The sequence below is a fragment of the Chryseobacterium echinoideorum genome (genome assembly GCF_007474535.1).
GTDB classification, from domain to species: domain Bacteria; phylum Bacteroidota; class Bacteroidia; order Flavobacteriales; family Weeksellaceae; genus Chryseobacterium; species Chryseobacterium echinoideorum.
In genome coordinates, this window is the sequence record NZ_VKNW01000006.1 from 246,463 (window position 1) to 272,603 (window position 26,141).

The 26,141-nt window shown below is 37.3% G+C and carries 15 protein-coding genes, 2 tRNA genes and 3 rRNA genes; 13 read left to right on the forward strand and 7 right to left on the reverse strand.

The features are described 5' to 3' along the window. Nucleotides 1-546: 546 nt before the first annotated feature. The 5 genes from FOL89_RS09980 (at nt 547) to rrf (ending at nt 5,687) form a co-directional block, all read left to right on the forward strand. Nucleotides 547-2,063 (forward strand): 16S ribosomal RNA (locus tag FOL89_RS09980). A 222-nt stretch (nt 2,064-2,285) separates the two neighbouring features. Further along, nucleotides 2,286-2,359, forward strand: a tRNA-Ile gene (locus FOL89_RS09985). An 81-nt stretch (nt 2,360-2,440) separates the two neighbouring features. Next, a tRNA-Ala gene (locus tag FOL89_RS09990) sits at nt 2,441-2,517 on the forward strand. A 154-nt stretch (nt 2,518-2,671) separates the two neighbouring features. Next, nucleotides 2,672-5,428, forward strand: a 23S ribosomal RNA gene (locus FOL89_RS09995). Nucleotides 5,429-5,579: 151 nt separating this feature from the next. After that, nucleotides 5,580-5,687: ribosomal RNA gene (gene rrf / locus FOL89_RS10000) — 5S ribosomal RNA — on the forward strand. Together the 16S, 23S and 5S rRNA genes with 2 tRNA genes alongside form the textbook arrangement of a ribosomal RNA operon. 245 nt (nt 5,688-5,932) lie before the next feature. Here the strand turns inward: rrf and fmt are convergent. The 5 genes from fmt to folK form a co-directional block, all read right to left on the reverse strand. Continuing rightward, nucleotides 5,933-6,880: a methionyl-tRNA formyltransferase gene (gene fmt, locus FOL89_RS10005; protein WP_144282655.1), complete on the reverse strand. Its 948-nt coding sequence runs from the start codon at nt 6,878-6,880 to the stop codon at nt 5,933-5,935. Between the two features lie 77 nt (nt 6,881-6,957). Next, nucleotides 6,958-8,859, reverse strand: a complete 1,902-nt coding sequence (locus FOL89_RS10010) for a RecQ family ATP-dependent DNA helicase (RefSeq protein WP_144282656.1) — start codon at nt 8,857-8,859, stop codon at nt 6,958-6,960. Nucleotides 8,860-8,933: 74 nt separating this feature from the next. Next, a complete protein-coding gene (locus FOL89_RS10015) occupies nt 8,934-10,397 on the reverse strand; it encodes an OmpA family protein (RefSeq protein WP_144282657.1) in 1,464 nt (487 codons plus the stop codon). A 33-nt stretch (nt 10,398-10,430) separates the two neighbouring features. Further along, nucleotides 10,431-11,924, reverse strand: coding sequence for an OmpA family protein (locus tag FOL89_RS10020; protein ID WP_144282658.1), 1,494 nt, complete (start codon nt 11,922-11,924; stop codon nt 10,431-10,433). A 26-nt stretch (nt 11,925-11,950) separates the two neighbouring features. Further along, entirely contained in the window at nt 11,951-12,364 is a 414-nt protein-coding gene (gene folK, locus FOL89_RS10025; protein WP_144282659.1) for a 2-amino-4-hydroxy-6-hydroxymethyldihydropteridine diphosphokinase, read from the reverse strand. A gap of 18 nt (nt 12,365-12,382) precedes the next feature. Here folK and sppA point away from each other — a divergent pair, with 18 nt between their 5' ends. Both sppA and FOL89_RS10035 read left to right on the forward strand, forming a co-directional pair. Next, nucleotides 12,383-14,137, forward strand: coding sequence for a signal peptide peptidase SppA (sppA, locus tag FOL89_RS10030; RefSeq protein WP_144282660.1), 1,755 nt, complete (start codon nt 12,383-12,385; stop codon nt 14,135-14,137). 336 nt (nt 14,138-14,473) lie between these two features. Continuing rightward, entirely contained in the window at nt 14,474-15,832 is a 1,359-nt protein-coding gene (locus tag FOL89_RS10035) for a chloride channel protein (protein ID WP_144282661.1), read from the forward strand. Here the strand turns inward: FOL89_RS10035 and FOL89_RS10040 are convergent. Continuing rightward, a complete protein-coding gene (locus FOL89_RS10040; protein WP_185146961.1) occupies nt 15,829-16,236 on the reverse strand; it encodes an immunity 22 family protein in 408 nt (135 codons plus the stop codon). The genes FOL89_RS10035 and FOL89_RS10040 overlap by 4 nt on opposite strands. 163 nt (nt 16,237-16,399) lie before the next feature. Here FOL89_RS10040 and FOL89_RS10045 point away from each other — a divergent pair, with 163 nt between their 5' ends. From FOL89_RS10045 to polA, 6 genes are all read left to right on the forward strand, one after another. Then, nucleotides 16,400-18,499 carry a M13 family metallopeptidase gene (locus tag FOL89_RS10045; RefSeq protein WP_144282663.1) on the forward strand — a complete coding sequence of 700 codons (2,100 nt, stop codon included), beginning with the start codon at nt 16,400-16,402 and terminating at the stop codon, nt 18,497-18,499. A gap of 112 nt (nt 18,500-18,611) precedes the next feature. Then, on the forward strand, nt 18,612-19,640 hold the full coding sequence (mutY, locus tag FOL89_RS10050) for an A/G-specific adenine glycosylase (RefSeq protein ID WP_144282664.1): 1,029 nt from the start codon (nt 18,612-18,614) through the stop codon (nt 19,638-19,640). A gap of 51 nt (nt 19,641-19,691) precedes the next feature. Beyond that, nucleotides 19,692-20,249, forward strand: coding sequence for a gliding motility lipoprotein GldD (gene gldD, locus FOL89_RS10055; RefSeq protein ID WP_144282665.1), 558 nt, complete (start codon nt 19,692-19,694; stop codon nt 20,247-20,249). Between the two features lie 27 nt (nt 20,250-20,276). Continuing rightward, nucleotides 20,277-21,200, forward strand: coding sequence for a PfkB family carbohydrate kinase (locus FOL89_RS10060; RefSeq protein WP_144282666.1), 924 nt, complete (start codon nt 20,277-20,279; stop codon nt 21,198-21,200). Nucleotides 21,201-21,287: 87 nt separating this feature from the next. Beyond that, nucleotides 21,288-22,655 (forward strand): peptidylprolyl isomerase, encoded by a 1,368-nt coding sequence (locus FOL89_RS10065; RefSeq protein WP_144282667.1) that lies wholly within the window; start codon nt 21,288-21,290, stop codon nt 22,653-22,655. A gap of 118 nt (nt 22,656-22,773) precedes the next feature. Further along, nucleotides 22,774-25,611, forward strand: coding sequence for a DNA polymerase I (gene polA, locus FOL89_RS10070; RefSeq protein WP_144282668.1), 2,838 nt, complete (start codon nt 22,774-22,776; stop codon nt 25,609-25,611). A 41-nt stretch (nt 25,612-25,652) separates the two neighbouring features. On the opposite strand, the gene FOL89_RS10075 is transcribed toward polA, so the two are convergent. Continuing rightward, on the reverse strand, nt 25,653-25,895 hold the full coding sequence (locus FOL89_RS10075) for a helix-turn-helix domain-containing protein (protein WP_185146962.1): 243 nt from the start codon (nt 25,893-25,895) through the stop codon (nt 25,653-25,655). Nucleotides 25,896-26,141: the final 246 nt, after the last annotated feature.

Genomic DNA, 26,141 nt, shown 5'->3' on the forward strand with positions numbered 1-26,141 from the left:
CTCACAGTTATTCAGGGAGTTAAGGGGAGATATTAATTTAGGATTAATTTTATGTTAAATAAATTTGGAGTTTGGGGGAAATAGTTTCTATTTTTGCGGCACTTAAAACGAGAGTTTAGAGTAGCGCAGAAGAGGCTTGAAAGGCAATAAAGAATAACCCTCTGTATTTACTGGATACGCGAGTAGCGGTAGATGAGATATAAATTTCGGAGCGGGATTTATTTAGGAATAAAAAACAAAAATAAACCTTGCTGAATTAAAAAAGATTTGTATCTTTGCAGTCCCGATAAAGGGAGCGCAGGAGAGTATTGGTTTAATGAGGATAAGGAATTAGGGTTAATAAAAAAAACTTTAAAATTTTCTTTAGAAACATTTGGCTGATAAGAAATAATTTTTTACTTTTGCACTCGCAAATACGGAGCGACACTGACAGAAAAGATTGCTACGTTATAAAGCGAAAGAGGATAGATCATTGAAAAATAGATATAACAACCAAGTAAGGAAAAACTAAAGCGTCAAATAACTTTGAGTGAGTCAGACAAACCTACAATGGAGAGTTTGATCCTGGCTCAGGATGAACGCTAGCGGGAGGCCTAACACATGCAAGCCGAGCGGTAGATTGCTTTCGGGCAATTGAGAGCGGCGTACGGGTGCGGAACACGTGTGCAACCTGCCTTTATCAGGGGGATAGCCTTTCGAAAGGGAGATTAATACCCCATAATATATTGATTCGCATGGATTGATATTGAAAACTCCGGTGGATAGAGATGGGCACGCGCAAGATTAGATAGTTGGTGAGGTAACGGCTCACCAAGTCAGTGATCTTTAGGGGGCCTGAGAGGGTGATCCCCCACACTGGTACTGAGACACGGACCAGACTCCTACGGGAGGCAGCAGTGAGGAATATTGGACAATGGGTGAGAGCCTGATCCAGCCATCCCGCGTGAAGGACGACTGCCCTATGGGTTGTAAACTTCTTTTGTACAGGGATAAACCTAGATACGTGTATCTAGCTGAAGGTACTGTACGAATAAGCACCGGCTAACTCCGTGCCAGCAGCCGCGGTAATACGGAGGGTGCAAGCGTTATCCGGATTTATTGGGTTTAAAGGGTCCGTAGGCGGATGTGTAAGTCAGTGGTGAAATCTCACAGCTTAACTGTGAAACTGCCATTGATACTGCATGTCTTGAGTAAGGTAGAAGTGGCTGGAATAAGTAGTGTAGCGGTGAAATGCATAGATATTACTTAGAACACCAATTGCGAAGGCAGGTCACTATGTCTTAACTGACGCTGATGGACGAAAGCGTGGGGAGCGAACAGGATTAGATACCCTGGTAGTCCACGCCGTAAACGATGCTAACTCGTTTTTGGGTTTTCGAATTCAGAGACTAAGCGAAAGTGATAAGTTAGCCACCTGGGGAGTACGTTCGCAAGAATGAAACTCAAAGGAATTGACGGGGGCCCGCACAAGCGGTGGATTATGTGGTTTAATTCGATGATACGCGAGGAACCTTACCAAGGCTTAAATGGGAATTGACAGGCTCAGAAATGGGTTTTTCTTCGGACAATTTTCAAGGTGCTGCATGGTTGTCGTCAGCTCGTGCCGTGAGGTGTTAGGTTAAGTCCTGCAACGAGCGCAACCCCTGTCACTAGTTGCCATCATTCAGTTGGGGACTCTAGTGAGACTGCCTACGCAAGTAGAGAGGAAGGTGGGGATGACGTCAAATCATCACGGCCCTTACGCCTTGGGCCACACACGTAATACAATGGCCGGTACAGAGGGCAGCTACTATGCGAATAGATGCGAATCTCGAAAGCCGGTCTCAGTTCGGATTGGAGTCTGCAACTCGACTCTATGAAGCTGGAATCGCTAGTAATCGCGCATCAGCCATGGCGCGGTGAATACGTTCCCGGGCCTTGTACACACCGCCCGTCAAGCCATGGAAGTCTGGGGTACCTGAAGTCGGTGACCGTAACAGGAGCTGCCTAGGGTAAAACAGGTAACTAGGGCTAAGTCGTAACAAGGTAGCCGTACCGGAAGGTGCGGCTGGAACATCTCATTTTAGAGCGTTGAAGAACGTTAAACAAAATACAAAGTACTTATATAGTACAATTGTACTTACTTAAAGTTAAAGCTTTAGTTTTTTATTTGGTTGATATATTAAAAAAATACAAAACCCACTAGAAATTAGTATAAGGGATAAGAGATTTAGAAAAAGAAGTTAGGAATTAGAAGTTAGAAATTAGTCTAACATCTAGTGTCTAAAATCTAACATCTAAAACAAAGTCTCGTAGCTCAGCTGGTTAGAGCGCTACACTGATAATGTAGAGGTCGGCAGTTCGAGCCTGCCCGAGACTACTAATTAAAGCGGTAAGCATTAAGCTTCAAGCAGTAGGCATTAGCCTAAAGCTTATAGCCTAGAGCCTGCAGCACCTAGAGGGGGAATTAGCTCAGCTGGCTAGAGCGCCTGCCTTGCACGCAGGAGGTCAAGGGTTCGACTCCCTTATTCTCCACCATCATAGATGGTTTAATTTTAAAAAAGCAGATAGAGCCAAAAACAATATTTGCGAATTAGATCAGAAATAGAAATAAGATCATTGACATTAACGGTAAAGACATCACAAAGAGAAAACCGAGCACTTATAAGTGCTTGAGTAACCTAAAAATAGGAAAGAAATCGTTAAGGGCGTATGGCGGATGCCTAGGCTTTCAGAGGCGAAGAAGGACGTGGTAAGCTGCGAAAAGCTCGGGGGATTGGCACACACGAATAGATCCCGAGATGTCCGAATGGGGCAACCCGGCATGTTGAAGACATGTCACCCAGCAATGGGAGCAAACCCGGAGAACTGAAACATCTAAGTACCCGGAGGAAAAGAAATCGAAGAGATTCCGTAAGTAGTGGCGAGCGAAAGCGGATTAGCCCAAAAGCTTTTATATGTTTAATAGAATGTTCTGGAAAGAACAGCCAAAGAGGGTGACAGCCCCGTATATGAAAGGCATATTTGAGTGATAAATGAGTAGGGCGGGACACGTGAAATCCTGTCTGAATATGGGGGGACCATCCTCCAAGGCTAAATACTCCTGAAAGACCGATAGTGAACAAGTACTGTGAAGGAAAGGTGAAAAGCACTTCGAATAGAAGGGTGAAATAGAACCTGAAACCGTACGCCTACAAGCGGTCGGAGCACCAATATGGTGTGACGGCGTGCCTTTTGCATAATGAGCCTACGAGTTAATTTTACTAGCGAGGTTAAGGACTTCAGGTCCGGAGCCGGAGCGAAAGCGAGTCTGAATAGGGCGTATAGTTAGTAGGATTAGACGCGAAACCTTGTGATCTACCCATGGGCAGGTTGAAGCTTTGGTAACACAAAGTGGAGGACCGAACCGGTTGACGTTGAAAAGTCTTCGGATGACCTGTGGGTAGGGGTGAAAGGCCAATCAAACTGGGAGATAGCTCGTACTCCCCGAAATGCATTTAGGTGCAGCGTCGATATATAGTTTATTAGAGGTAGAGCTACTGATTGGATGCGGGGGTTTCATCGCCTACCAATTCCTGACAAACTCCGAATGCTAATAAATGATGGTCGGCAGTGAGGGCATGGGTGCTAAGGTCCATGTCCGAGAGGGAAAGAACCCAGACCAACAGCTAAGGTCCCCAAATATATGCTAAGTTGAAGCAACGCGGTTGAACTGCATTGACAGCTAGGATGTTGGCTTGGAAGCAGCCATTCATTTAAAGAGTGCGTAACAGCTCACTAGTCGAGCGGTTCGGCATGGATAATAATCGGGCATAAGCATATTACCGAAGCTATGGATTTATAATTAATTATATCTGGTAGGGGAGCATTCTGTTTGCGCCGAAGCAGTATCGTGAGGTATTGTGGAGCGGACAGAAAAGAAAATGTAGGCATAAGTAACGATAAAGGGGGCGAGAAACCCCCTCACCGAAAGACTAAGGTTTCCTCAGCCATGCTAATCAGCTGAGGGTTAGTCGGGACCTAACGCGAATCCGAAAGGAGTAGTGGATGGACAATGGGTTAATATTCCCATACTTGCTCACACTAAAAAGGGGACGGAGTGCCGTACTTACTGAAGACTGACGGAATAGTCAAGACCTAGCCTTCGGGCGAAGTTGCTGTAGGGAAAGTGCTTCCAAGAAAAGCCGAAGTGAAGCAACCCGTACCAAAACCGACACAGGTAGTCGAGGAGAGAATCCTAAGGTGCTCGAGTGAGTCGTGGCTAAGGAACTAGGCAAAATAGTCTCGTAACTTCGGAAGAAGAGACGCCATCAGCAATGGTGGCCGCAGTGAAGAGGCCCAGGCGACTGTTTATCAAAAACACAGGACTCTGCTAAATCGAAAGATGCTGTATAGGGTCTGACACCTGCCCGGTGCTGGAAGGTTAAGGAAGGTGCTTAGAAGTAATTCGAAGGCATTGACTGAAGCCCCAGTAAACGGCGGCCGTAACTATAACGGTCCTAAGGTAGCGAAATTCCTTGTCGGGTAAGTTCCGACCTGCACGAATGGTGTAACGATCTGGGCACTGTCTCAGCCACGAGCTCGGTGAAATTGTAGTATCGGTGAAGATGCCGATTACCCGCAATGGGACGAAAAGACCCTGTGAACCTTTACTATAACTTCGTATTGACTTTGAGTAAGTAATGTGTAGGATAGGTGGGAGGCTTTGAAGCCGGCACGCTAGTGTTGGTGGAGCCAACGTTGAAATACCACCCTTTACTTACTTGGAGCCTAACTTCTTTTAGAAGGACATTGCGTGGTGGGTAGTTTGACTGGGGTGGTCGCCTCCAAAAGAGTAACGGAGGCTTTCAAAGGTACCCTCAGCACGCTTGGTAACCGTGCGTAGAGTGTAATGGCATAAGGGTGCTTGACTGTGAGACCTACAAGTCGATCAGGTGCGAAAGCAGGACATAGTGATCCGGTGGTTCCGTATGGAAGGGCCATCGCTCATAGGATAAAAGGTACTCCGGGGATAACAGGCTAGTCTCCCCCAAGAGCTCACATCGACGGGGAGGTTCGGCACCTCGATGTCGGCTCGTCACATCCTGGGGCTGGAGAAGGTCCCAAGGGTTGGGCTGTTCGCCCATTAAAGTGGCACGCGAGCTGGGTTCAGAACGTCGTGAGACAGTTCGGTCTCTATCTATTGCGGGCGTTAGATGTTTGAGAGGGCTTGATTCTAGTACGAGAGGACCGAATTGAACAAACCTCTGGTGTATCAGTTGTACCGCCAGGTGCACCGCTGAGTAGCTATGTTTGGAAGAGATAAGCACTGAAAGCATATAAGTGCGAAACTCGCCTCAAGATGAGACATCTTTTAAGGGTCGTGGGAGATGACCACGTTGATAGGCTACAGGTGTAAAGTTGGTAACAGCATAGCCGAGTAGTACTAATTACCCGTAGATTTATAGCCTATTGGTTACAATACCAAGCCTTATAAGTGCAGAACTGGTTTTGCCTTTGTGATGAAATTTACCGATAAAATAGAAGTTAGAAACTAGAAATTAGAAGTTAGTATTTACTAATCTCTAACTACTAACATCTAATCTCTTATATACAGCCTTTAGGGTGGTTTTAGCGGTGGGGCTCACCTGTTCCCATTCCGAACACAGAAGTTAAGCCCACCAGCGCCGATGGTACTGCGAAAGCGGGAGAGTAGGTCGCCGCCAGTTTTTTTTACAAACCTCATACAATAATGTATGAGGTTTTTTTATGCCCTTACTTTTTTGGCTCCTCATTCAAAAAATACTCCAACTCTTCATCAATTCAAAACTCATCAAATCAGAACTCATCTCAATTAAAATAACAAAAAAACCGCTTTGATGATAACAAAGCGGCTATATACAATTAGTTGAAGATATTTTTAGCTAGGAGAAGTCTATATGATTTCTTTATAAAAATTAAAAATTTAATACTATCAAATTATTTTAATTTCTTCAAAATTTCTAAAGCCGTTGAGGAAGTCTTTTAAATTCATTCTTTTTTTCCCTTCCAATTGTAGCTCTAGTGGGAAATATATTCCATCTTGAGTATAAATTTTAAATTCATTTTTTGAAATTTCTATGCTTCCGATTTCTTTATGATGATTATTAATCTCATATTTTCCAGAAAATATTTTCAAATTTTTTTCTTCTTCAGAGATTTTTAAGATAGTAAAAGCAGCAGGATATGGAGACATTCCCAAGATAAACTGATGAATTATTTTAGAATTTTCATTCCAGTTAATCTTTGTATCTTCTTTGAAAATTTTAAAGGCATTTTTAGGATTTTCAACGTGTGGCTGAGTTTTCTCTGAAATTGAGTTTTCGGATAGACCATCAAGTGTTTTTATCACTAGATCAGCTCCTATTAACATCAACCTATCATGAAGGCATCCTGCATTTTCATTGGGTAAAATAGTGAGTTCCTGTTGTAGCAGGATATTTCCTTCGTCTATTTTTTCATTAATAAAAAAAGTAGTAACTCCAGTTTTTTGCTCGCCATTTATAATGGCATAATTAATGGGTGCAGCACCTCTATAATCTGGCAAAAGTGATGCGTGAAGGTTGAAGGTTCCCATTTTAGGCATCTCAAATAAAACTTTGGGCATCATTCTAAATGCAACTACTACGAAGACATCAGCTTCTAATTTTTTTAATTCATTTAAGAACTCAGGATTTCTTAATTTTTCAGGCTGAAAAACAGGAATGCCGTTTTCAACTGCAAAAATTTTAACAGGTGATTGATTGATCTTTTGTCCTCTCCCGCTTGCTTTATCGGCAACAGTAACGACACCTGCGACTTGATGATGAGATTTATGAATGGCTTCCAATGTATGCTTTGCAAACTCGGGAGTGCCTAAAAATACGACTTTCAATGATTTCATTGTACAAAGATAAAGTTCTTTATGGTAAAGGAGAAATGAGCAGCTTTAAATTTAGTTTAGACGAATTATCATTACTTCTATGTAAGAGCATAAGTTTTAAAGTTAAGCATTTTTACTTTTCCTGCGTCCAGAAGATAAATTAAATGTTCTAAAATATTTTCCTTTGACTGAAATTGAAGCTGAACAGAAATTTCCTCTATAGTAGATGGTTTTTTGTTTAAAACACGGATGATTTCTTCGGATATATTTTTTCCGAATATTGATTGCTTATTTTTCTCACAGGCTGTACATTGCCCACAGTTTTTTGAATGTTTTTCTCCAAAATAAGATAGGATAAGTTTTATTTTGCAATATTTGGTATCTTCTACAAAAAACTTCATTTCTTCCCATTTCTGTATTTTATTTTTCTGAATGTGTTCAAAAAGTTTCCAGTATATTCCACTATTAGCTCTTTCATCTCTTTGTTTCAGAAATTTAACACTTGCTAAAGCTCCATCAATGTACTCGAGATAGTTTTTTTGTTGCATTTCCTTTAACCTTTCTTTGATTAAATGAATACTAACGCCAATTTTATTGCTCAAATTTTGTTCGCTAAACATGACTTTATGACTTGTGATTCCTGAAAGTGACCGAAGAAGTAACTCAATAAAATAAGCATCTTTTGAGGGGATCTGATCAATTTCAGCATGATTAATCAATAGTTCTAAAGAAGACAAACTTTTGTTGTTATTGTAGTAAATAATCTCCTGCGTATGAAGGAAATTGAGTACATTTTTAATTTTTGCTGTTGATAGTTTTGTAAAATTCTGTATTCCTGTCGTATTAAGTTGAAAAACTTTTTCAGGAAGTTCAAATTCAGCTACCTGAAATTTTGAGTATAAATAGCTGATAATCTTCAAAAATTCAACTTTATTAGGGATCTGGTTTTTTAAGATTTGGTCAAAATTTGATATTTCCTGCTGATTCCACAAAAGAAAAGCGAAACTTTTTTTGCCATCTCTTCCTGCACGACCAATTTCCTGATAATAATTTTCAATTGATTGAGAAGGTGAAAAGTGAATCACAAAACGGACATTATCTTTATCAATACCCATTCCGAAAGCATTGGTGGAGATTAATACATTTTGATCACTGTTGTTCCAAAAATTTTGTCTCTCATGTTTTTCTTTGGTTGTAAGACCTGCGTGATAATAATCTACATTCTGTATCTTATTGCGATGTAAATATTCTGTAAGTAGCTCGGCTTCTTTTCTTGTCCTAACGTATATAATTCCGGATTCTTTAGCATATTTTAAAATATTGAGAACCTTTTGATATTTGTCTGAAATTTCTTCAATAAAAATTTTTATATTATCTCTTTTAAAACTTTTTTGAAATACATTAGGATGAGTAAGCTCAAGTTTACTTTTTATTTCATCTAAAACTTTGGGTGTTGCAGTTGCAGTTAACGCTAAACAAGGAATTTCAGGATTATTCTTTCTAAAATCTTTTATATTTTGATAGCTAGGCCTGAAATCTTGTCCCCATTCTGAAATACAGTGTGCTTCATCTACTGCAATAAAAGAAAGTGGTATTTCTTCAATATTTTGTATAAACTGCTTATTAGTTAATCTTTCGGGTGAAATGTAGAGCAGTTTTGTTAAACCATCTTTGCATCGATTATAGATAACTTCAGCATCAAATTCATCCAGTTCGGAACTCAAATATTCAGCTTCAATTCCTCTAAATTTTAACTGATTTACCTGATCTTTCATTAATGCTAATAAAGGGGAAATTACCAGGCAAGTTCCATGCTGTAAAAGTGCAGGTAATTGATAACAAAGTGATTTTCCTGCTCCTGTAGGAAGTAGAACAAGCGTATCTTTTTGCTGTATTATAGAATCAATAATTTGTTCCTGAGTATCCCGGAAATGGTCATAACCCCAAAAATGCTGTAGGGTCTTGGCTTTTAATTCATTAAAATCTTGGGAAGAAATCATAAAGTAAATGTAAGGAAAGTATTTAAACAAAAAAAGCCACGCATTGCGTGACTTTGATATAATACAATAGTTTATTATTTAGCTTCAAAGTAAACTCTTCTGTTTGCTCTGTTTTTCCATTCAGGACATTTTGTAGCTGGTTCACACTCAGGATATTTAAGGTCTTTTTCACCTCTTCCTACTGCATTTAGCTTAGAAGCATCAACACCGTTTCTGATTAAATAGCTCTTAACGCTATTTGCTCTTCTTTCGGAAAGCTTTTGGTTATAAGCATCAGAAGCTCTGGTATCAGTTGCTCCAATTACAGTATATGAACCATTAGATGAATTGATATAGTTTACTGCATTGTTTAGAATTGGAGTATTATTTGGTAAAATTCTGTCAGAATTCAAATCAAACTCAATTCCTTCAAGGTTCATTTCATTTATCGTAACTCCACCATTGTTTGGTAATGGTTCAGGAGCCAATGGACACCCTTGATTTTCTACTGGTCCTGGTACAGTTACGCACTTGTCATAAAGATCAATTACTCCGTCTAAATCTGTATCAAGAGCTACACCAGCACCATCAACTCTTGCTCCTGCAGGAGTATCAAGCTGTCTATCCCAGTCATCACAAACACCGTCATTATCTGCATCTCCTTTTTTGCAAACTTCAATATCCTGGTTTTTGTCAGCCAAAACATCAAGTTTATAGTACATCTCCTGCAATGGATCATGCCACATTAAGTGAGATTCGTGTTTTCCTAATTTTAAAGATAAACCTAGAGTTGCATTAAAGAAGTTATCTGAAATCTGGTCTTCTCTCTTATTAATAGAGCTATATTGTGCACCACCACCGTCAAATTCATCATCACCCGTGTACACATACATTAATCTCGTTTCAAGATCTAATCTTCTGTTAACTTTAAATTTAAGACCAGCTCCGGCTTGTCCAAAGAATGATCCTAATTTAAAAGGTTTTACTTCTGTAGCTAATCTCTGACCGTTAAGATCTTTCTGATAAGCTCTGTATGCTAAAGTCCCTATACCTGCATAACCATGTAATGCCCATCTGAAAGTAGATTTGTTGTCAACTCTTCTTAATAAATTGGAGAAATTAATATCCCCTAATAAAGAGATGGCATCATATTGAGTTCTTGCACCTACCTGCTGATAAGTAGAACCTGCGGGAGCGGAATCCTTTGTGTTAAACCACCCTTGTCTTGTTTCTCCTCTGTCATATTGTAAATTGATACCAAAAGCGTGAGTAATAGCTTTGTCAATACTTATATAAGCAGAATATCCGAAAAGGTTTTTACCGTTACCGTTTTTAATAGAAGTTAAATCTCCTGACTGAACTAATGGCACACCAGCCCCAGCTGATATTGCCCAGTCATTAAATCTTTTTGATTTTTGTGTAAAGGGAGATACATTGGCAGATCCGGATGAAAACGTATTAGGATAAGTATCATTAGAAACGACCATTATTGAATCTTGTGCATAGTTTGCTGTAGGTACAGCTAAAGCTAATGCAACAATGGCTAAACTTAATTTCATAGTGTATTTTTTATTTAGTTAATTAAATGATTGTTATTTAGATTTAAAATAAACTCTGCGGTTTGCTTCATTTTTCCATTCAGGACATTTTGTAGCAGGATCACATTCAGGATATTTCAAATCAGATTTCCCATGACCTTCAGGGATTAGCATACCTGCCGGAACGCCTTTACCTGTAAGATAAGAAACGACAGCATTAGCTCTTTTTTGAGACAAAGTCTGGTTGTATTTTTCTGAACCTCTTGTATCAGTAGCACCAATAACTAAGTATTGACTATTTTTATCTAAAGTTTTGATGACTTCAACAGCATGATTTAGTTTTTCAAAAGATTGTGGTCTTATTTTGTCACTATTTAATTCAAATTCAATCCCTTCAAAATCCTGATTGATTGTTTCTTCGATTGTTGGCTCTACATTTTGTACAATTGGAGTAGTTGGGCATCCTTGGTTCTCAACAGGACCAGGAACTGTTACACATTTATCGTAAAGATCAATTACACCATCCAGATCCATATCTAAAGCTACCCCTGCTCCATCAACTCTTGCTCCGGCAGGAGTGTTGAGTTCACGATCCCAGTCATCACATACTCCATCATTGTCATTATCACCTTTTTCACAGACAACTAATTCTGTTGATGTATTTTCTAAAACATTAGCTCTGTAGTATGCTTCTTGCAAAGGATCGTGCCATGCGAGATGAGAAATGTGCTTTCCAAGCTTAAATGAAAGCCCTAAATTAAATGATAACATTGAGTCTGAATAAGAATCATTGATCAGGTTATAATTTATTTTGTAACCGTTTGCTCCTTCAAATTCTCTTCCATCACCACCACCATCAAACTCTTCATCAAAACTGTTAAGGTACATCACTCTTCCTTCAATATCTATAAGTCTGGAGATTTTATATTTCAATCCGACACCGGCCTGCATGAAAAAAGATTCGATATTAAGCTTTTGATCAATCATGATTGGAATTCTTGGAGGGTTTGTACTCCATCTTGAGGCATCGTTGTCGATGAGCTCTGTCTTATAGCCCATGAAACCAATTCCTGCATAACCATGTAAAGCCCATCTGTACGGAGAATGATTATCTACACGTCTTAGAAGATTAGAGAAATTTAGATCTCCTAATATCGAAACCTGCTTAAATTCCGTCCACGCATTAGCGACCCCTGCAGCAGGGTTGTTTGGCAACATTCCTCTTTGGTTTGTTTTACCCATTTGATACTGCAGACTTAATCCGAATGTGTGGGAAATTTGTTTGTCAAGACTTACATAAGCGTTCCAGCCCCAGTTGATTTTGCGATCGTAAAAAGAAGTAAGGTCAGCAAAAGTCATAAATGCAGGTCCTCCTCCCACAGATATAGCCCAGTCATTAAATCTTCTGGCTTTGTTATCAAATTTTTGAACGTTTGCGGATCCCGAAGAGAATGTATTAGGAAATTCATTAGTAGAATTTACGGCAATACTGTCCTGAGCATAAGTAGCAATAGGCAATGTAGCCAATAATAATAAACCTAATTTCATACAATATGTTTTATGTGTTGTTTTTTTTAAATAATATCTTTCAATAAAATTTTTGAAAATTTTCTTTCATTAAGATGTCTCTTGTGAGGGATTTCTAATCTTTCTGATAAGAATTTCAATTCATTAAACTTTACTATATCAATGTCAATTATCCTGTCAGTGTAAATTTTTGTGACCTTAGAGTCGTTTTTTCGACCCATATTGATCTCGATTTTCTTTACATAATCAAGAAGTTGAACAGGTGATAAGTCAGTTTGTATTATCGTTGCAATATTACAAAAAATATTAGAACTGACAAACTCTACAGGCTCAGATATTAAATATTCACTTTTTTTTAATATTGTATGTTCCTGTGCTATTGCTTCCAAAGCCTCATCAATATTGTTTTTTGTATTACCAATATTACTTCCGAGTAACAAAACTGCTGTATGCTGCGACATATTGAAAAATGATTATTTATGAAGAGTTTCTTTAAAAATGTATTAGCAAATATAGTAGCTATTGTCATACTATGCTTCGTATTTTTCTTCTTTTTTGTTTTAATGATTGCTTTCGGATCAATGAGCAATAAAGAATCTGTTAAAGTGAAGAAAAATTCTGTTCTGACGATTAATCTTAAAACAGATATCATTGATAGTCCAACAGAGGAGCGTCAAAATATTTTTGATCTTAACAGAAAAAGCACAAATATTCTTATTTATGATGCAATAGAAGCCATTCACAAAGCTAAAACCGATGATAATATAAAAGGAATCAGTATAGAGGTTGATAATCTTAATGCAGGAATCACCCACATAGACGATTTAAGATCTGCCATTGAAGATTTCAAGAAAAGTGGCAAATTTGTTTATGCCTACGGAAATGCTGTTTCTCAGGCTTCATATTATTTAGGCTCAGTTGCTGATCAGTACTATCTAAATCCTGCAGGTGGGATTGAATTAAAAGGACTTTCTACTGAAGTTACTTTCTTTAAAGATTTTGCTGAGAAATACGGAATAGGCATTGAAGTTATTCGTCACGGAAAATTCAAATCTGCTGTAGAGCCTTTTTTAAGAAATGATATTTCTCCTGAAAATAAAGAGCAATTAAGTACACTGTTAAATGATATTTGGGGCAATACTTCTTCTAAAATTGCAGCATCCAGAAAAATAAGCACAAATGACTTCAGAATGGTTGTTGACAGTCTGTATGGAATGATCCCTGATTTAACGGTGAAATATAAATTGGCAGATCAGCTCATCCAAAAAACAGAATATGATAATATTATCCGTAAAAAGCTTAATCTTAAAGAGAAAGATGAACTTAATAAAATTGCATTGCATAAATATGCAGATTCCTTTAAAGATAAAGAGTCTGAGAATGAAAGAGTGGCAATCCTTTATGCTTCCGGTTCTATAAATAGTGGTAATGAGTATAACGAAATTTATTCTGAAAAATATATAAAATATATAAAAGAACTGCAGGAAGATAAAAAAGTAAAGGCGGTTGTTCTGAGAATTAATTCTCCTGGTGGAAGTGCCAATGCGTCTGATGAAATTCTTTTTGAACTTCAGCAATTAAAGAAAAAGAAACCTTTGATTGTTTCGTTTGGAGACTATGCAGCTTCTGGTGGTTATTATATTGCAATGGCTGCTGATAAGATTTACTCTGAACCTAATACACTCACAGGATCAATTGGTGTGTTTGGTGTACTTCCTTATTTTAAAGATATCGCCAACAAAAACGGAATACGTTCAGACATTGTTGCTACAAATGCCAATTCAGCTTATTATTCTTCACTTCATGGTCTTACACCTTATGGAGTAAATTTGATGACAAGAAGTGTAGAAGGAACTTACAAAAGATTTGTGCATTTTGTAACTCAAAACAGAAATAAAACTTTTGAACAGGTTGATAATGTAGGGGGCGGAAGAGTATGGAGCGGAATGCGTGCTAAAGAAATTGGTTTGGTAGATGAGCTGGGTTCTCTTCATGATGCGGTAAAATTTGCAGCTCAGAAAGCTAATTTAAAATCTTACAACGTATCTTCTTATCCAAAAGAAGTAAGTGCATTCGAGCAAATTTTTAGTAATATGAATGAGGATGATATTTCTGCAAAAGTAATTAGAAATAAAATTGGAAAAGCAAATTATGAAATACTACAGCAGCTTACAGATGAAAAGCTTAAATCTGAAGTGAAGATGGAAATGCCTTACAAGATTAATATTAAATAAAAAACAAACCCGATTTGAATTTCAAATCGGGTTTGTTTATATGTATATATTTAAAAGTTAAAATTATAGATTTCTGAGAGATTATTAAGGTAGTATTGGTTTTTCTTATTAAGATTAATTAAAGTTCTAGCCTTAATCCATAATTCAATTCATCTTAAAATAATTTTATTAGTTCATTATTTTTTTCTAATTGACTGTCTTAATGCTAAAATAAAAAAAACTAAGGATATCTAAAATAAGAGTGTCTTCGGTTTTGAAATTTCACATTTCTAAATTTTAACATCATTATTGAATGTTTTTTTTCGGATTTAATAAAATTTAGACTAATTTTGGGGTATGCGTAGAATAATAGTCTACTTCCGTCAAGCTCTCAAAAAATCTTTTGACAATATCCGAAACGAACAACTGAAAAACAACCTTCTTCAGGCGGTTCCATTTTGGATAGGATCTGTAATTACAGGATTTTTTGCCGTTATGTATGCCAAAATATTTGCATGGGGAGAAAATCTTCTGCATTTTATTCTCAACTGGCACGATTGGATGATTTTTATTATTGCGCCGGTAGGTTTTGTTCTTTCCTGGTGGCTGGTAAAAGAATTTGCTCCCAATGCTAAAGGAAGTGGTATTCCGCAGGTAATGGCTGCTGTAGAATTGGCAAATCCAAAAGAACACCGTAAAATCCGAAGTCTTTTAAGCTTAAAAATAATTATTTTTAAAATCCTTTCATCGGTAGTTTTGGTAATTGGAGGTGGTGCAGTCGGAAGGGAAGGACCAACCATTCAGATTGCAGGTTCAATATTCAGAAAAGTGAATGAATATCTTCCCGATTGGTGGCCTAAGATTTCAAAGAAAAACATGATTATGACCGGAGCTGCAGCAGGATTGGCAGCCGCTTTCAATACACCATTAGGAGGGATTGTTTTTGCGGTGGAAGAACTTTCTAAAACGCACATTAATTATTTTAAAACAGCACTGTTTACTGCGGTTATTATTGCGGGTTTAACAGCACAGACTTTAGCAGGATCATACCTGTATTTAGGGTATCCTAAAACCAATGATGTTTCTTTAACGGTCATGTTTCCTATCATCCTTGTCTCAGGAATTGCAGGGATTTTAGCAAGTCATCTTTCCGTAATTATGCTCAAAATAAATCATTGGAAAAAAAGAACATTGAAAACAGATCGTTCAAATATACTTTTTCTGATTGGCTGTGCTTTGGTGATCGCTTGTATTTCGTTTTTTATCAGTCGTGAGATTCTTGGATCAGGAAAAGAAATTATGGAGCGGGTACTTTTTACCCAGGATAAACATGAAGCTTGGTATGTTCCTATATTAAGAATGTTTGGGCCGGCTCTATCGTTTACGTCAGGTGGTGCAGGAGGGATTTTTGCACCGGCTCTTACTGCGGGAGCAAGTATTGGTTCTGTAATTTCGGGTGTCATTCATTTAACAGCAAATGAAACCAATGTAGTTGTTTTGGGCGGAATGGTTGCCTTTCTTACAGGGATAACAAGAGCTCCGTTTACATCAGCAATTATTGTTCTGGAAATGACAGACCGCCATTCACTTATTTTTCATCTGATGCTTGCAGGGATGATTTCTTCTCTTTTTTCTATTTTGGTCAGCAGACATTCGCTTTATGATGTTTTGAAAGGAAATTTTCTTTCTGAGCTGAGAAATGAAGCAAAACCCTAAAACTCGAATTCTATTCCGCCTAAATAAGTTAAAGAAAAATCATCATTTTCCACAGATTTTGGCTGTGGAATCTGCCCATGACTCACAAAGATCAAAGAGTTTATTTCAAACTTCAGATTCATTTCATTTATTCGGTTAACCAAAACAGGAAGCCATTGTTCGGCAAAAGAATATTCGGCAAAATGATGTATGCTCTTTTCAAAACCATATTCCAGAAGATCCTGATCAAACCAGATTGTATCCTGTGATTCTGCAAACTTTGAAACGTAGCTGTCATCAGATTCTTCACTAATGTAATAATTCTCATCCTCTTCTACAAATTGATAAAAATACTCCTCACTTCTGAAATCTCCTACCCAAAAATCTAAAACCTGTTTATTCATCGTTCTTATTTGAAAATTCAAAGGTAATATTTTAGTGTGATAAATATAGAATCGTCATTTAACATATTTGCTTATATTTGATCTATTAGTAAAGAATAACTTTATCACTTATGTAAAGCTCAATTTTCTTATAAAAACACCAATGAAAATCAGTAAGGTATAATTAAGGTAATAAAATCTCAATATGAAAAACATCAATATTGCAGTTCTTGCTTTTTCTGGAATTGTATTTTTAAATTCTTGCGGGACATCAAAAAACACAGCCGCACAATCTAACGAAATTACTCGGGAATCAACAGCTAATCAATCTACTAATAAAGAAATTCCGGAAGAAGGACTTAATCTTTCTTACATGGATAAAACTGTTCGTCCGCAGGATGATTTCTTCAATTACGTAAACGGTAACTGGATCAAAACCACACAGATTCCTTCAGATAAAGCAAGTTGGGGGTCTTTCAATGCGTTGCGTGAGAATGTAGATGATGCTTCTTTAGGGATTTTAAACAAAATTTTAAATAAAGATTACGCAGAAGGTACGGAAGGTCAAAAGATCCAGAATCTTTATGCATCTTTTATGGATGTACAAAAGCGAAATGCACAGGGAATTACACCCATTAAATCTGATTTGGCTAAGATTGATGCCATCAAAAATGTAAACGATCTCCAGAAATATCTTTTGGAAGCTACAAAACTTGGTGACAATTCTTTCTATGGATGGAGAGTAGGTGCAGATCTGAAAAACTCTAAAATGAATGCTGTTTATCTTGGCGGTCCGGATTTGGGACTCGGAAGAGACTATTATCAGAAAGTCAACGATGCCAATACCAAAACTTTGACAGAATATCAGAATTATGTATCAAAATTATTCAGTGTTTTAGGATATCAAAATTATAATCAGGCAGCAAAAAATGTAGTTGACTTTGAAAAACAGCTGGCCAATTATCTTTTGACACTTGAGCAAAACAGAGATGCTAATTTAAGATACAATCCTAAAAATGTTTCGGAGCTTTCAGGTTTGGTAAAGAATGTCAATCTTTCAAAGTATCTTACCGAAGCCGGTGTTAATACAGATAAGGTAATCATCGGTGAGCTGAAATATTATCAGAATATGGATCAGTTTATCAATCAGAAAAATCTTCCGTTGCTGAAAGATTATCTGAAATATCACGTGATCAATGGAAATGCAAGTTATCTAGGCGACAATCTCGACAATATCCGTTTCGATTTTTATTCTAAATATTTGCAGGGACAAAAAGAGCAGCGTGCGATGGATAAAAGAGGGCTTGCTTTGGTAAACGGAGTTTTGGGTGAAGCATTCGGAAAGCTATACGTGGATGAATATTTCAGTCCGGAATCTAAAAAACAGATGGAAATGTATATTGATTACATTGTAAAATCTTTCAAAAATCACATTGATGAGATGGATTGGATGTCTGCTGAAACCAAAGTGAAGGCACAGGAAAAGCTTTCTAAATTCTCAGTAAAAATTGCATATCCGGATCAATGGAAAGATTATTCTAAATTAAAAGTAGAATCTCCTTCTCAGGGTGCAACCTTGTATTCTAATCTGCAGAATGTTTCGGCTTGGCAATATCAGAAAAGTCTGGAAAAAGTTGGCAAACCGGTTGATAAAAAAGAATGGGGAATGTCTCCTCAAACTGTTAATGCGTACTATAGCGGTTCAAACAACGAAATCGTTTTTCCAGCAGCGATTCTTCAGCCTCCTTTTTACAATCCTAAAGCTGATGCAGCGGTAAATTTTGGAGGAATTGGTGCTGTAATCGGTCATGAAATATCCCATGGGTTTGATGACAGTGGCTCTAGATTCGATGGTGATGGTAACTTAAATAACTGGTGGACAGAGCAGGACCGTAAAAATTTTGATGCAAAAGTGGGGCAGTTAGCTGCTCAATACAATGCTTATGAACCTGTAAAAGGAAGTTTTGTCAACGGGAAATTTACAAGTGGTGAAAATATCGGAGATCTGGGCGGAGTAGCAGTTGCTTATGATGCACTTCAAATGTATCTTAAAGATCACGGAAATCCAGGATTGATAAGCGGTTACACGCAGGATCAAAGATTTTTTATGAGCTGGGCAACAGTGTGGAGAACAAAATCTACTGATCAGTATATGATGAACCAAGTGAAAACAGATCCGCATTCTCCTGGATATTTCAGAGCTTTTGGTCCGCTGGTTAATCAGGATTCATTTATAAAAGCATTTGATATAAAGCCGGGTGATAAATTGTACAGAGCACCGGAACAAAGAATAAAAATCTGGTAATTATTTAGAAGAGCACGTTTTTTAAAGCGTGCTTTTTTAATGATTCGATTCAGAAAGACTAAAAACAATATTTATCTTTGCCTGCAAAATAATAATTTTATTCATTTTTAAATTGAAAAATAATAATTCAGATTTTCTTCATTTAGGTAAAAAGCTTCTCAATTGGTATCATCAAAATGCCCGTGATCTGCCATTCAGAAAAACAAAAGATCCATATAAAATCTGGATTTGTGAAATTGTTTTCCAGCAGACAAGAATTGCGCAGGGTCTTAATCATTACAATAATTTTGTAGAAAGATTTCCCGATGTAAAAACTTTGGCAGAAGCTTCTGAAGATGAGGTTTTATTATACTGGAAAGGTTTGGGATACTATTCGAGAGCGATTAATATTCACAAAGCTGCACAGCAGATCATGTCAGATTATAGCGGAGTTTTTCCTTCTCATTACGAAGATATTCTGAAGCTGAAAGGAGTAGGTAAATATACTGCAGCTGCAATTTCAAGTATTTGCTTTAATGGAAAAATGCCTGCGGTAGATGGTAATTTTTACAGAGTTCTGAGTCGTGTTTTTGCAGATGATTTTGATATTTCATCGTCCAGAGCCTTTGTTTATTTTTCAGAATTATCAAAGCTGATTATGCCGGAAAATGTAGGGGATTTTAATCAGGCAATGATGGATTTAGGCTCAGAGATCTGCAAACCTCGGAATCCGATATGCGGAGACTGTCCCTTCAATCAGGATTGCATCGCTTTTTCTTTACATAAAACAGATGAGTTTCCTGTAAAAACAAAAAAAGTAAAAGCACAAGACTTGAATCTGCAATATTTTTTCGTTCACAGAAATGGGAAGTTTTTAATTCAGCAAAGAAAAGACAATTTCATCTGGAAAAAATTATTTGAATTTCCAACTTCAATTCCTGAAGAGCTGGAACAGTTTGGCAAAGGAAGTAAAACATTGAACCATAAGCTTACGCATAAAAATTTAACAATAGAAGTGAATAATATCGAAATTCCTTCCGGAAAAATCTGGGATGATTTTACATCAAAAAATGAATATCTTATCACCGACTTTGAATCATCATTAATGAGATCTTTTCCGAAACCATTAGAAAATTATATACAAAACATGTTGAAAGAGTGAAATTTGAAGTACAGGCTCTGCAAAGTCAAATCTAATTTGTATTTTTGCCAAATGATAAAAAAGATCATTTTTATTTTTGTTTCGTTGCTGATTATTTCCTGCGGTAAGGAGGCTTCACCAAAGCCTTACGGTGAACTCAGATTAGAATATCCTGCACCAAAATACAAAAAGTTTGAGCCCAACTGTATGTACTCCTTCGAAATTTCAGATTTTGCTAAAATTTATGATGCTAAAAAGCCTTGTTGGTACTACTTGAATTATCCGAAAATGAAAGCAAAGATTTTTCTTACTTATTACCCCATCAACAACGATTTTGCACAGCAGATTCAGGAAACAGAAAAAATGGTCTATAAGCATACTATAAAGGCAAGCTCAATTGATACAAAATCTTTTGAATATCCGGAGAAAAGAGTCTTCGGTAATTTTTATGAGCTGAAAGGTCAGTCTGCTTCAAACCTGCAGTTCTATGCGACAGATAGTACAAAACATTTTGTTACCGGTTATCTGTACTTCAATTCCAGACCGAAGCCCGATTCTCTCGCTCCTGCGGTAGATTATATCAAAAAAGATGTAATGCATCTTCTGGAAACCTTTGAATGGAAAAAATAAACTAAAAAAAATACAATAGATAATTATATGAAACTATTAGTCGTAGGAAGCGTGGCATTTGATGCAATTGAGACGCCGTTTGGTAAAACAGATAAAATTTTGGGCGGAGCCGCTACTTATATCGGGATTACATCTTCAATTCTTGGGGTAGACTCTGGGATTGTTTCCGTTGTTGGAGGCGATTTTCCTCAGGAACATCTGGATATGTTTACCAGCAGAAATGTAAATATTGAAGGAATTGAAATCGTAAAAGAAGGAAAAACTTTTTTTTGGGCAGGTAAATATCATAATGACCTTAATACAAGAGATACTTTGGTGACCGAAGTTAATGTATTGGAGAATTTTGATCCTAAAATCCCAGACTCAATGCAGGATGCAGAGATTTTATTGCTTGGAAATCTTCATCCGGGAGTACAGCTTTCTGTATTGGAAAAAATGAACCAACGTCCGAAGCTTGTAATTCTTGATACCATGAATTTCTGGATGGATTCTGCAATGGATATTCTCGAGCAGATGATTGCCAAAACCGATGTAATCAGCATTAATGACGAAGAAGCAAGACAGCTTTCAGGAGAATATTCTTTGGTAAAAGCGGCTAAAAAAATCCATGAAATGGGTCCTCAGTTTGTAATCATTAAAAAAGGGGAGCATGGTGCACTTCTATTTCATGATAACAAAATTTTTGCAATTCCTGCGTTACCTTTGGAGGAAGTGTTTGATCCGACAGGAGCAGGTGATACTTTTGCCGGTGGTTTTGCAGCTTATCTTGCTAAAAAAGGGACATTCGATTTTGATACCATGAAGTCTGCATTGATCGTAGGTTCTGCAATGGCATCATTCACTGTAGAGAAATTCGGAACTGAAAGACTGGAAGAAGTAAAAGAAGCTGATATTCAAAACAGATTATCACAATTTAAGGAATTGACAACCTTTAATGTGGAACTTCAATAATATTCTTTTTTTAAGAAATATTTATAATAAAAAATTGAGTGCAATTCGTTAAGAATTATAAATTTGCAACTTGTTTAAAAATTTAAAATGATAAATAAACTAAAAATCACTTTTCTTCTGGGGGTATTGGTGATGTTTTTTTCAGGAAACATCCATGCTCAGCTTAAAAAAGGACAGTTGGTAGATGGTATCGCAGCAGTAATTGGTGACGAAATCGTGCTGGAATCTGATGTTGAAGAACAGATCAATTATGGAAAGCAGCAAGGTGTTGCCGCCACCAACAGATGTGAGTTTTTGGAAAACCTAATCAATAATAAGCTTTTGGTATACGAAGCTAAGAGAGATACGCTTATCGAAAACCGTGCGGCAATGATCAAAGAGCAGGTAAATGCAAAATACAGTCAGTTACTTTCTCAGTTTCCGGATGAAAAATCAATGCTTGCAGCTTACAAGTTCAGAAATCAGTATGAACTGAAAAACGCCATCGAAAAAATTGATACCGACCAGTATTACGGGCAGGAAAAATTTCGAAGAATTACCGAAAAAGCTGATGTTACGCCAAACGAAGTGACAGATTTTTATAATTTATACAAATCTCAGCTTCCGGAAATCAAAGATGAGGTTTCTCTTTCCCAGATTATGATGTATCCGAAGCTTACTGAAGCGCATAAAGATGAATTGATCAGCAAGCTTAAAAAAATAAAAGCCGATATTGAAGGAGGCGAAACTTTTGAAAGTCAGGCAAGAATCTATTCTGAAGATGACGGTTCTGCGGCAAACGGAGGTTTGTACAAAAATATCAATAAAGGACAGATGGTAAAACCATTTGAAGCAGCTGCTCTCAACTTGCAGGAAGGCGAAATTTCAGATCCGGTAGAATCTGAATTTGGTTATCACATTATTCAGCTTGTCAAAAAATCGGGTAAGAATTATGATGCAAGACATATTTTGCTGAAAGCAATTCCTACAGAATCAGAAATGATGGCTGCCAAAAAGAAATTAGACAGTATTAGAGGACTGATTTTAGCTGAGAAAATTACTTTCAAAGACGCTGCTTTCAAATTTTCGGATGATAAAAGAACGAAATTTAACGCAGGAGTTATTACGGGAAATGATGGTTCCAATAAAATCGAAAGAGAAAGTGTTCCTGGAGTTATCAGCTATGAACTTGCAGGTTTAAATAAAGGAGACATCACTAACGCTTTTGAGGATGTGGCAGACCGAGACAGAAAGGTGGTGAAGATTATTAAAATCGAAGATGTGATTCCGGCTCACCAGATAAAACTGGAAACCGATTACGACAGAATCAAACAAATGGCACTCAATAAAAGAAAGAACGAAATGGTAGAAAAGTTTGTCAATTCCAGGCTTCCTACAACATTTATTTCCATAGACGGCAGATATGACAACTGTGATTTCAGAGCCAACTGGAAAAAAGATTCAATCAAAAAATAATAAATTAACCTTCAGTTTTCTGAAGGTTTTTTTTTGATCACCTTTAAACATATTATCTTGATGGGGGTTTATGTTTTCAAATCAAGGCGATTTCATATATTTGTTCATTATTCAACTTATGGAGGCAACACAAGATAAAAGGCTTTTTCTCATTGATGCATATGCAATGATTTTCAGAGGATATTATGCATTGATCAGAAGTCCAAGAATTACCAGTACAGGGATTGATACATCAGCAATCTTCGGATTTACCAATTCTTTGATAGAACTAATAAGAAGAGAAAGACCTACGCATCTGGCAGTGGTTTTTGATGTAGGTGAAGCAAGTATAAGAACAACCGATTATACAGAATATAAAGCCAATAGAAGCGAGACTCCTGAAGCCATAACAATTGCGCTTCCTTATATTAAGAGAATTTTGGAAGCCATGCATATTCCGCATCTCGGAGTTACAGGTTACGAAGCAGATGATGTTATAGGAACTATTGCCTGCAAAGCAGAAAAAGAAGGGTATACAACTTTTATGGTAACGCCGGACAAAGATTTTGCCCAGTTGGTGACAGATAAAATTAAAATTTATAAACCTGGCTTGAAAGGTGGTGACATAGAAATTTTAGGCGTTGAAGAAGTGAAAGCTAAATACGAGATTGAAGATCCGAAACAGGTCATTGATTTCTTAGCCATGATGGGAGACGCTGTGGATAATATTCCCGGATTGGAAGGTGTAGGCGAAAAAACCGCAATGAAATTCCTCAAAGAATTCGGAAGTATTGAAAATCTTTTAGCCAATACGCATCAGCTCAAAGGTAAATTGAAAGAGAAAGTAGAAGCCTCTGCAGAACGCGGGATTTTATCTAAAAAATTAGCGACTATTATCTGTGACGTTCCAATTGAATTTCATCAGGAACAGTATGATCTGGAAACTCCGGATTTTGAAAAAGTAAAAGAAGTTTTTGACGAAATAGAATTCAGAAGACTGTACGAAAATCTGTATCGGGCTTTTGCTCCGGCTGAAATTAGTGCTGCAAAATCGGAAGGGAATACTGAAAAAGAGCAACAGACACCACAGCAGAAAGTGGCAGCAAATGTTGGTCAGCTGGATCTTTTTGCAACTTATGAGGAACTGGATCAGGCAACTTCAACCAAATCAACAATTGAAGATAATGATCATCTGTACCAATTTGTAGATAACCCCAAAGCGCAGAAAATTTTAGTTCAGAATTTATTGCTTCAAAAAGCGGTATGTTTTGATACAGAAACTACTTCGCTTAACGAAATGGAGGCTGAGTTGGTAGGAATGAGTTTTTCTTACAAAAAAGGTTTGGCGTATTATATTCCGCTTTCTGAAGATCAGGGCGAAGTTTTGCAGACTTTGGAAATTTTCAGACCGTTTTTCGAGAAAGAAGATTTAATTAAAATTGCTCACAATTTAAAATACGATTATAAAATTCTTCAGCAATACAATATTACCGTAAAAGGAGCAATGTTCGATACCATGATTGCTCACTACCTTTTGAATCCGGACGGAAGGCACGGAATGGATTATCTCTCTGAAGTTTATCTCGGATATAAACCTGTTTCCATTGAAACGATTATCGGAAAAAAAGGAAAAAAACAAGGCAATTTCAGAGATGCTGATCTCAGAACACAGACTGATTACGCAGCAGAAGATGCTGATGTCACATTTCAGTTATACGAATTGTTTGCACCGCAGCTCAAGAAAGAAAACCTTGAAGATTTATTCTTTAAAATAGAAATGCCGCTGATGGAGGTTTTGGCTAAAATGGAATTGGCAGGAATTTCTCTTGACGAAAAATGGCTGGCTCAGGAAAGCATTGATCTTGAGAATGATTTAAGACAGTTAGAATCAAAAATATTTGAAATTTCGGGAGAAGAATTTAATATGAACTCTCCAAGACAGTTGGGAGATATTCTGTTTGAAAAAATGCAGCTAGATCCGAAAGCAAAAAAAACAAAGACCGGTCAATATGCGACTTCTGAAGACATATTGCAGAAGCTGGCTTCAAAACACGAAATAATTCAGCATATTTTAGAATACAGAACGTATCAAAAGCTGAAATCAACTTATGTGGATGCATTGCCGTCACAGATTGATAAAGATGACAACCGCGTTCATACCAATTTCTCTCAGACAACGGCTGCAACGGGTCGTTTGGCAAGTGTGAATCCGAATTTGCAGAATATTCCTATTCGTACTTTAAGAGGACAGCAGATCCGTGGAGCGTTTGTTTCCGGTGAAGGAAAGAAAATTATTTCTGCCGATTATTCTCAGATTGAACTCCGCTTAATTGCTGAAATTTCCGGTGAAGATAACATGATTAAGGCTTTTCAGAACGGAGAAGATATTCATGCCTCTACGGCAGCAAAATTATTCAGAATTCCGTTGGAAGAAGTGTCTAAAACGCAGAGAAGTCAGGCAAAAACCGTCAACTTCGGAATTATTTATGGACAGGGTGCTTTTGCTTTAGCCGAGCAGACCGGGCTTTCCAGGACAGAAGCAAAGCAGATGATCGAAGCCTATTTTGAAACCTATCCGAAACTGAAAGCTTATATGGCCGAACAGGTCGCTAAAGCCCGTGAATTGGGATATGTAGAAACCATTTTGGGAAGAAAAAGACATTTGAAAGATATCAATTCCGGAAATTTTGTGGTAAGAGGTCATGCCGAAAGAAACGCCGTTAATGCTCCGGTTCAGGGAAGCGCAGCAGACGTTGTAAAAATGGCGATGATTAAAATTGATAAAGAACTGGAAGCACAGAATCTTCAAACCAAAATGCTGCTGCAGGTTCACGACGAATTGCTGTTTGAAGCCCCGGCTGAAGAAGTAGAAACCGCTACACGACTCATCAAAAAAGAAATGGAATCTGCCATTGAGACACAGGTGCCGTTATTGGTTGAGGTTGGGGTAGGGAACAACTGGCTGGAAGCGCATTAAGAAAAATTTAAAAGGCTGTATCATTTCTGAAGCAGCCTTTTTTATGATGATTTTTTGATTTCGAAACTGAACAGTTCTGTTATTTCTATTTCTAAGGCTTGAGAAATTGCGTATGCAACACCAATTGAAGTGTTTATTACACCTCTTTCGATCCTGCTTATCTGTGAATATTCTACATTAATTGAATCTGCGAGACTTTGCATGCTCATTTTTTTGGACTCTCTTATCTTTCTTAGATTTTGTCCAAACAATCTGATAAATTCTTTGTCTATGCTTGCTTTCACAAAGCAAAGGTTAATAATTAATAAAAAAAATATTGTGGCTTATTTGCCATAATTTAAAATTGTTTTATATATTTGTAAAAAATTTATATATTTAACCTTTAAAAACATCAAATAGCATGAAGAAAAAATTATTTCTCAGGCTCTGCCTGATTCTTGCAGTCGGTTTCTCGGCGTTCTCCTGCCGAACCGAAGAATTTCACAACGAGGAAGAAACCCACGGCAACGCAGGTTTGCGATTGACTTCCC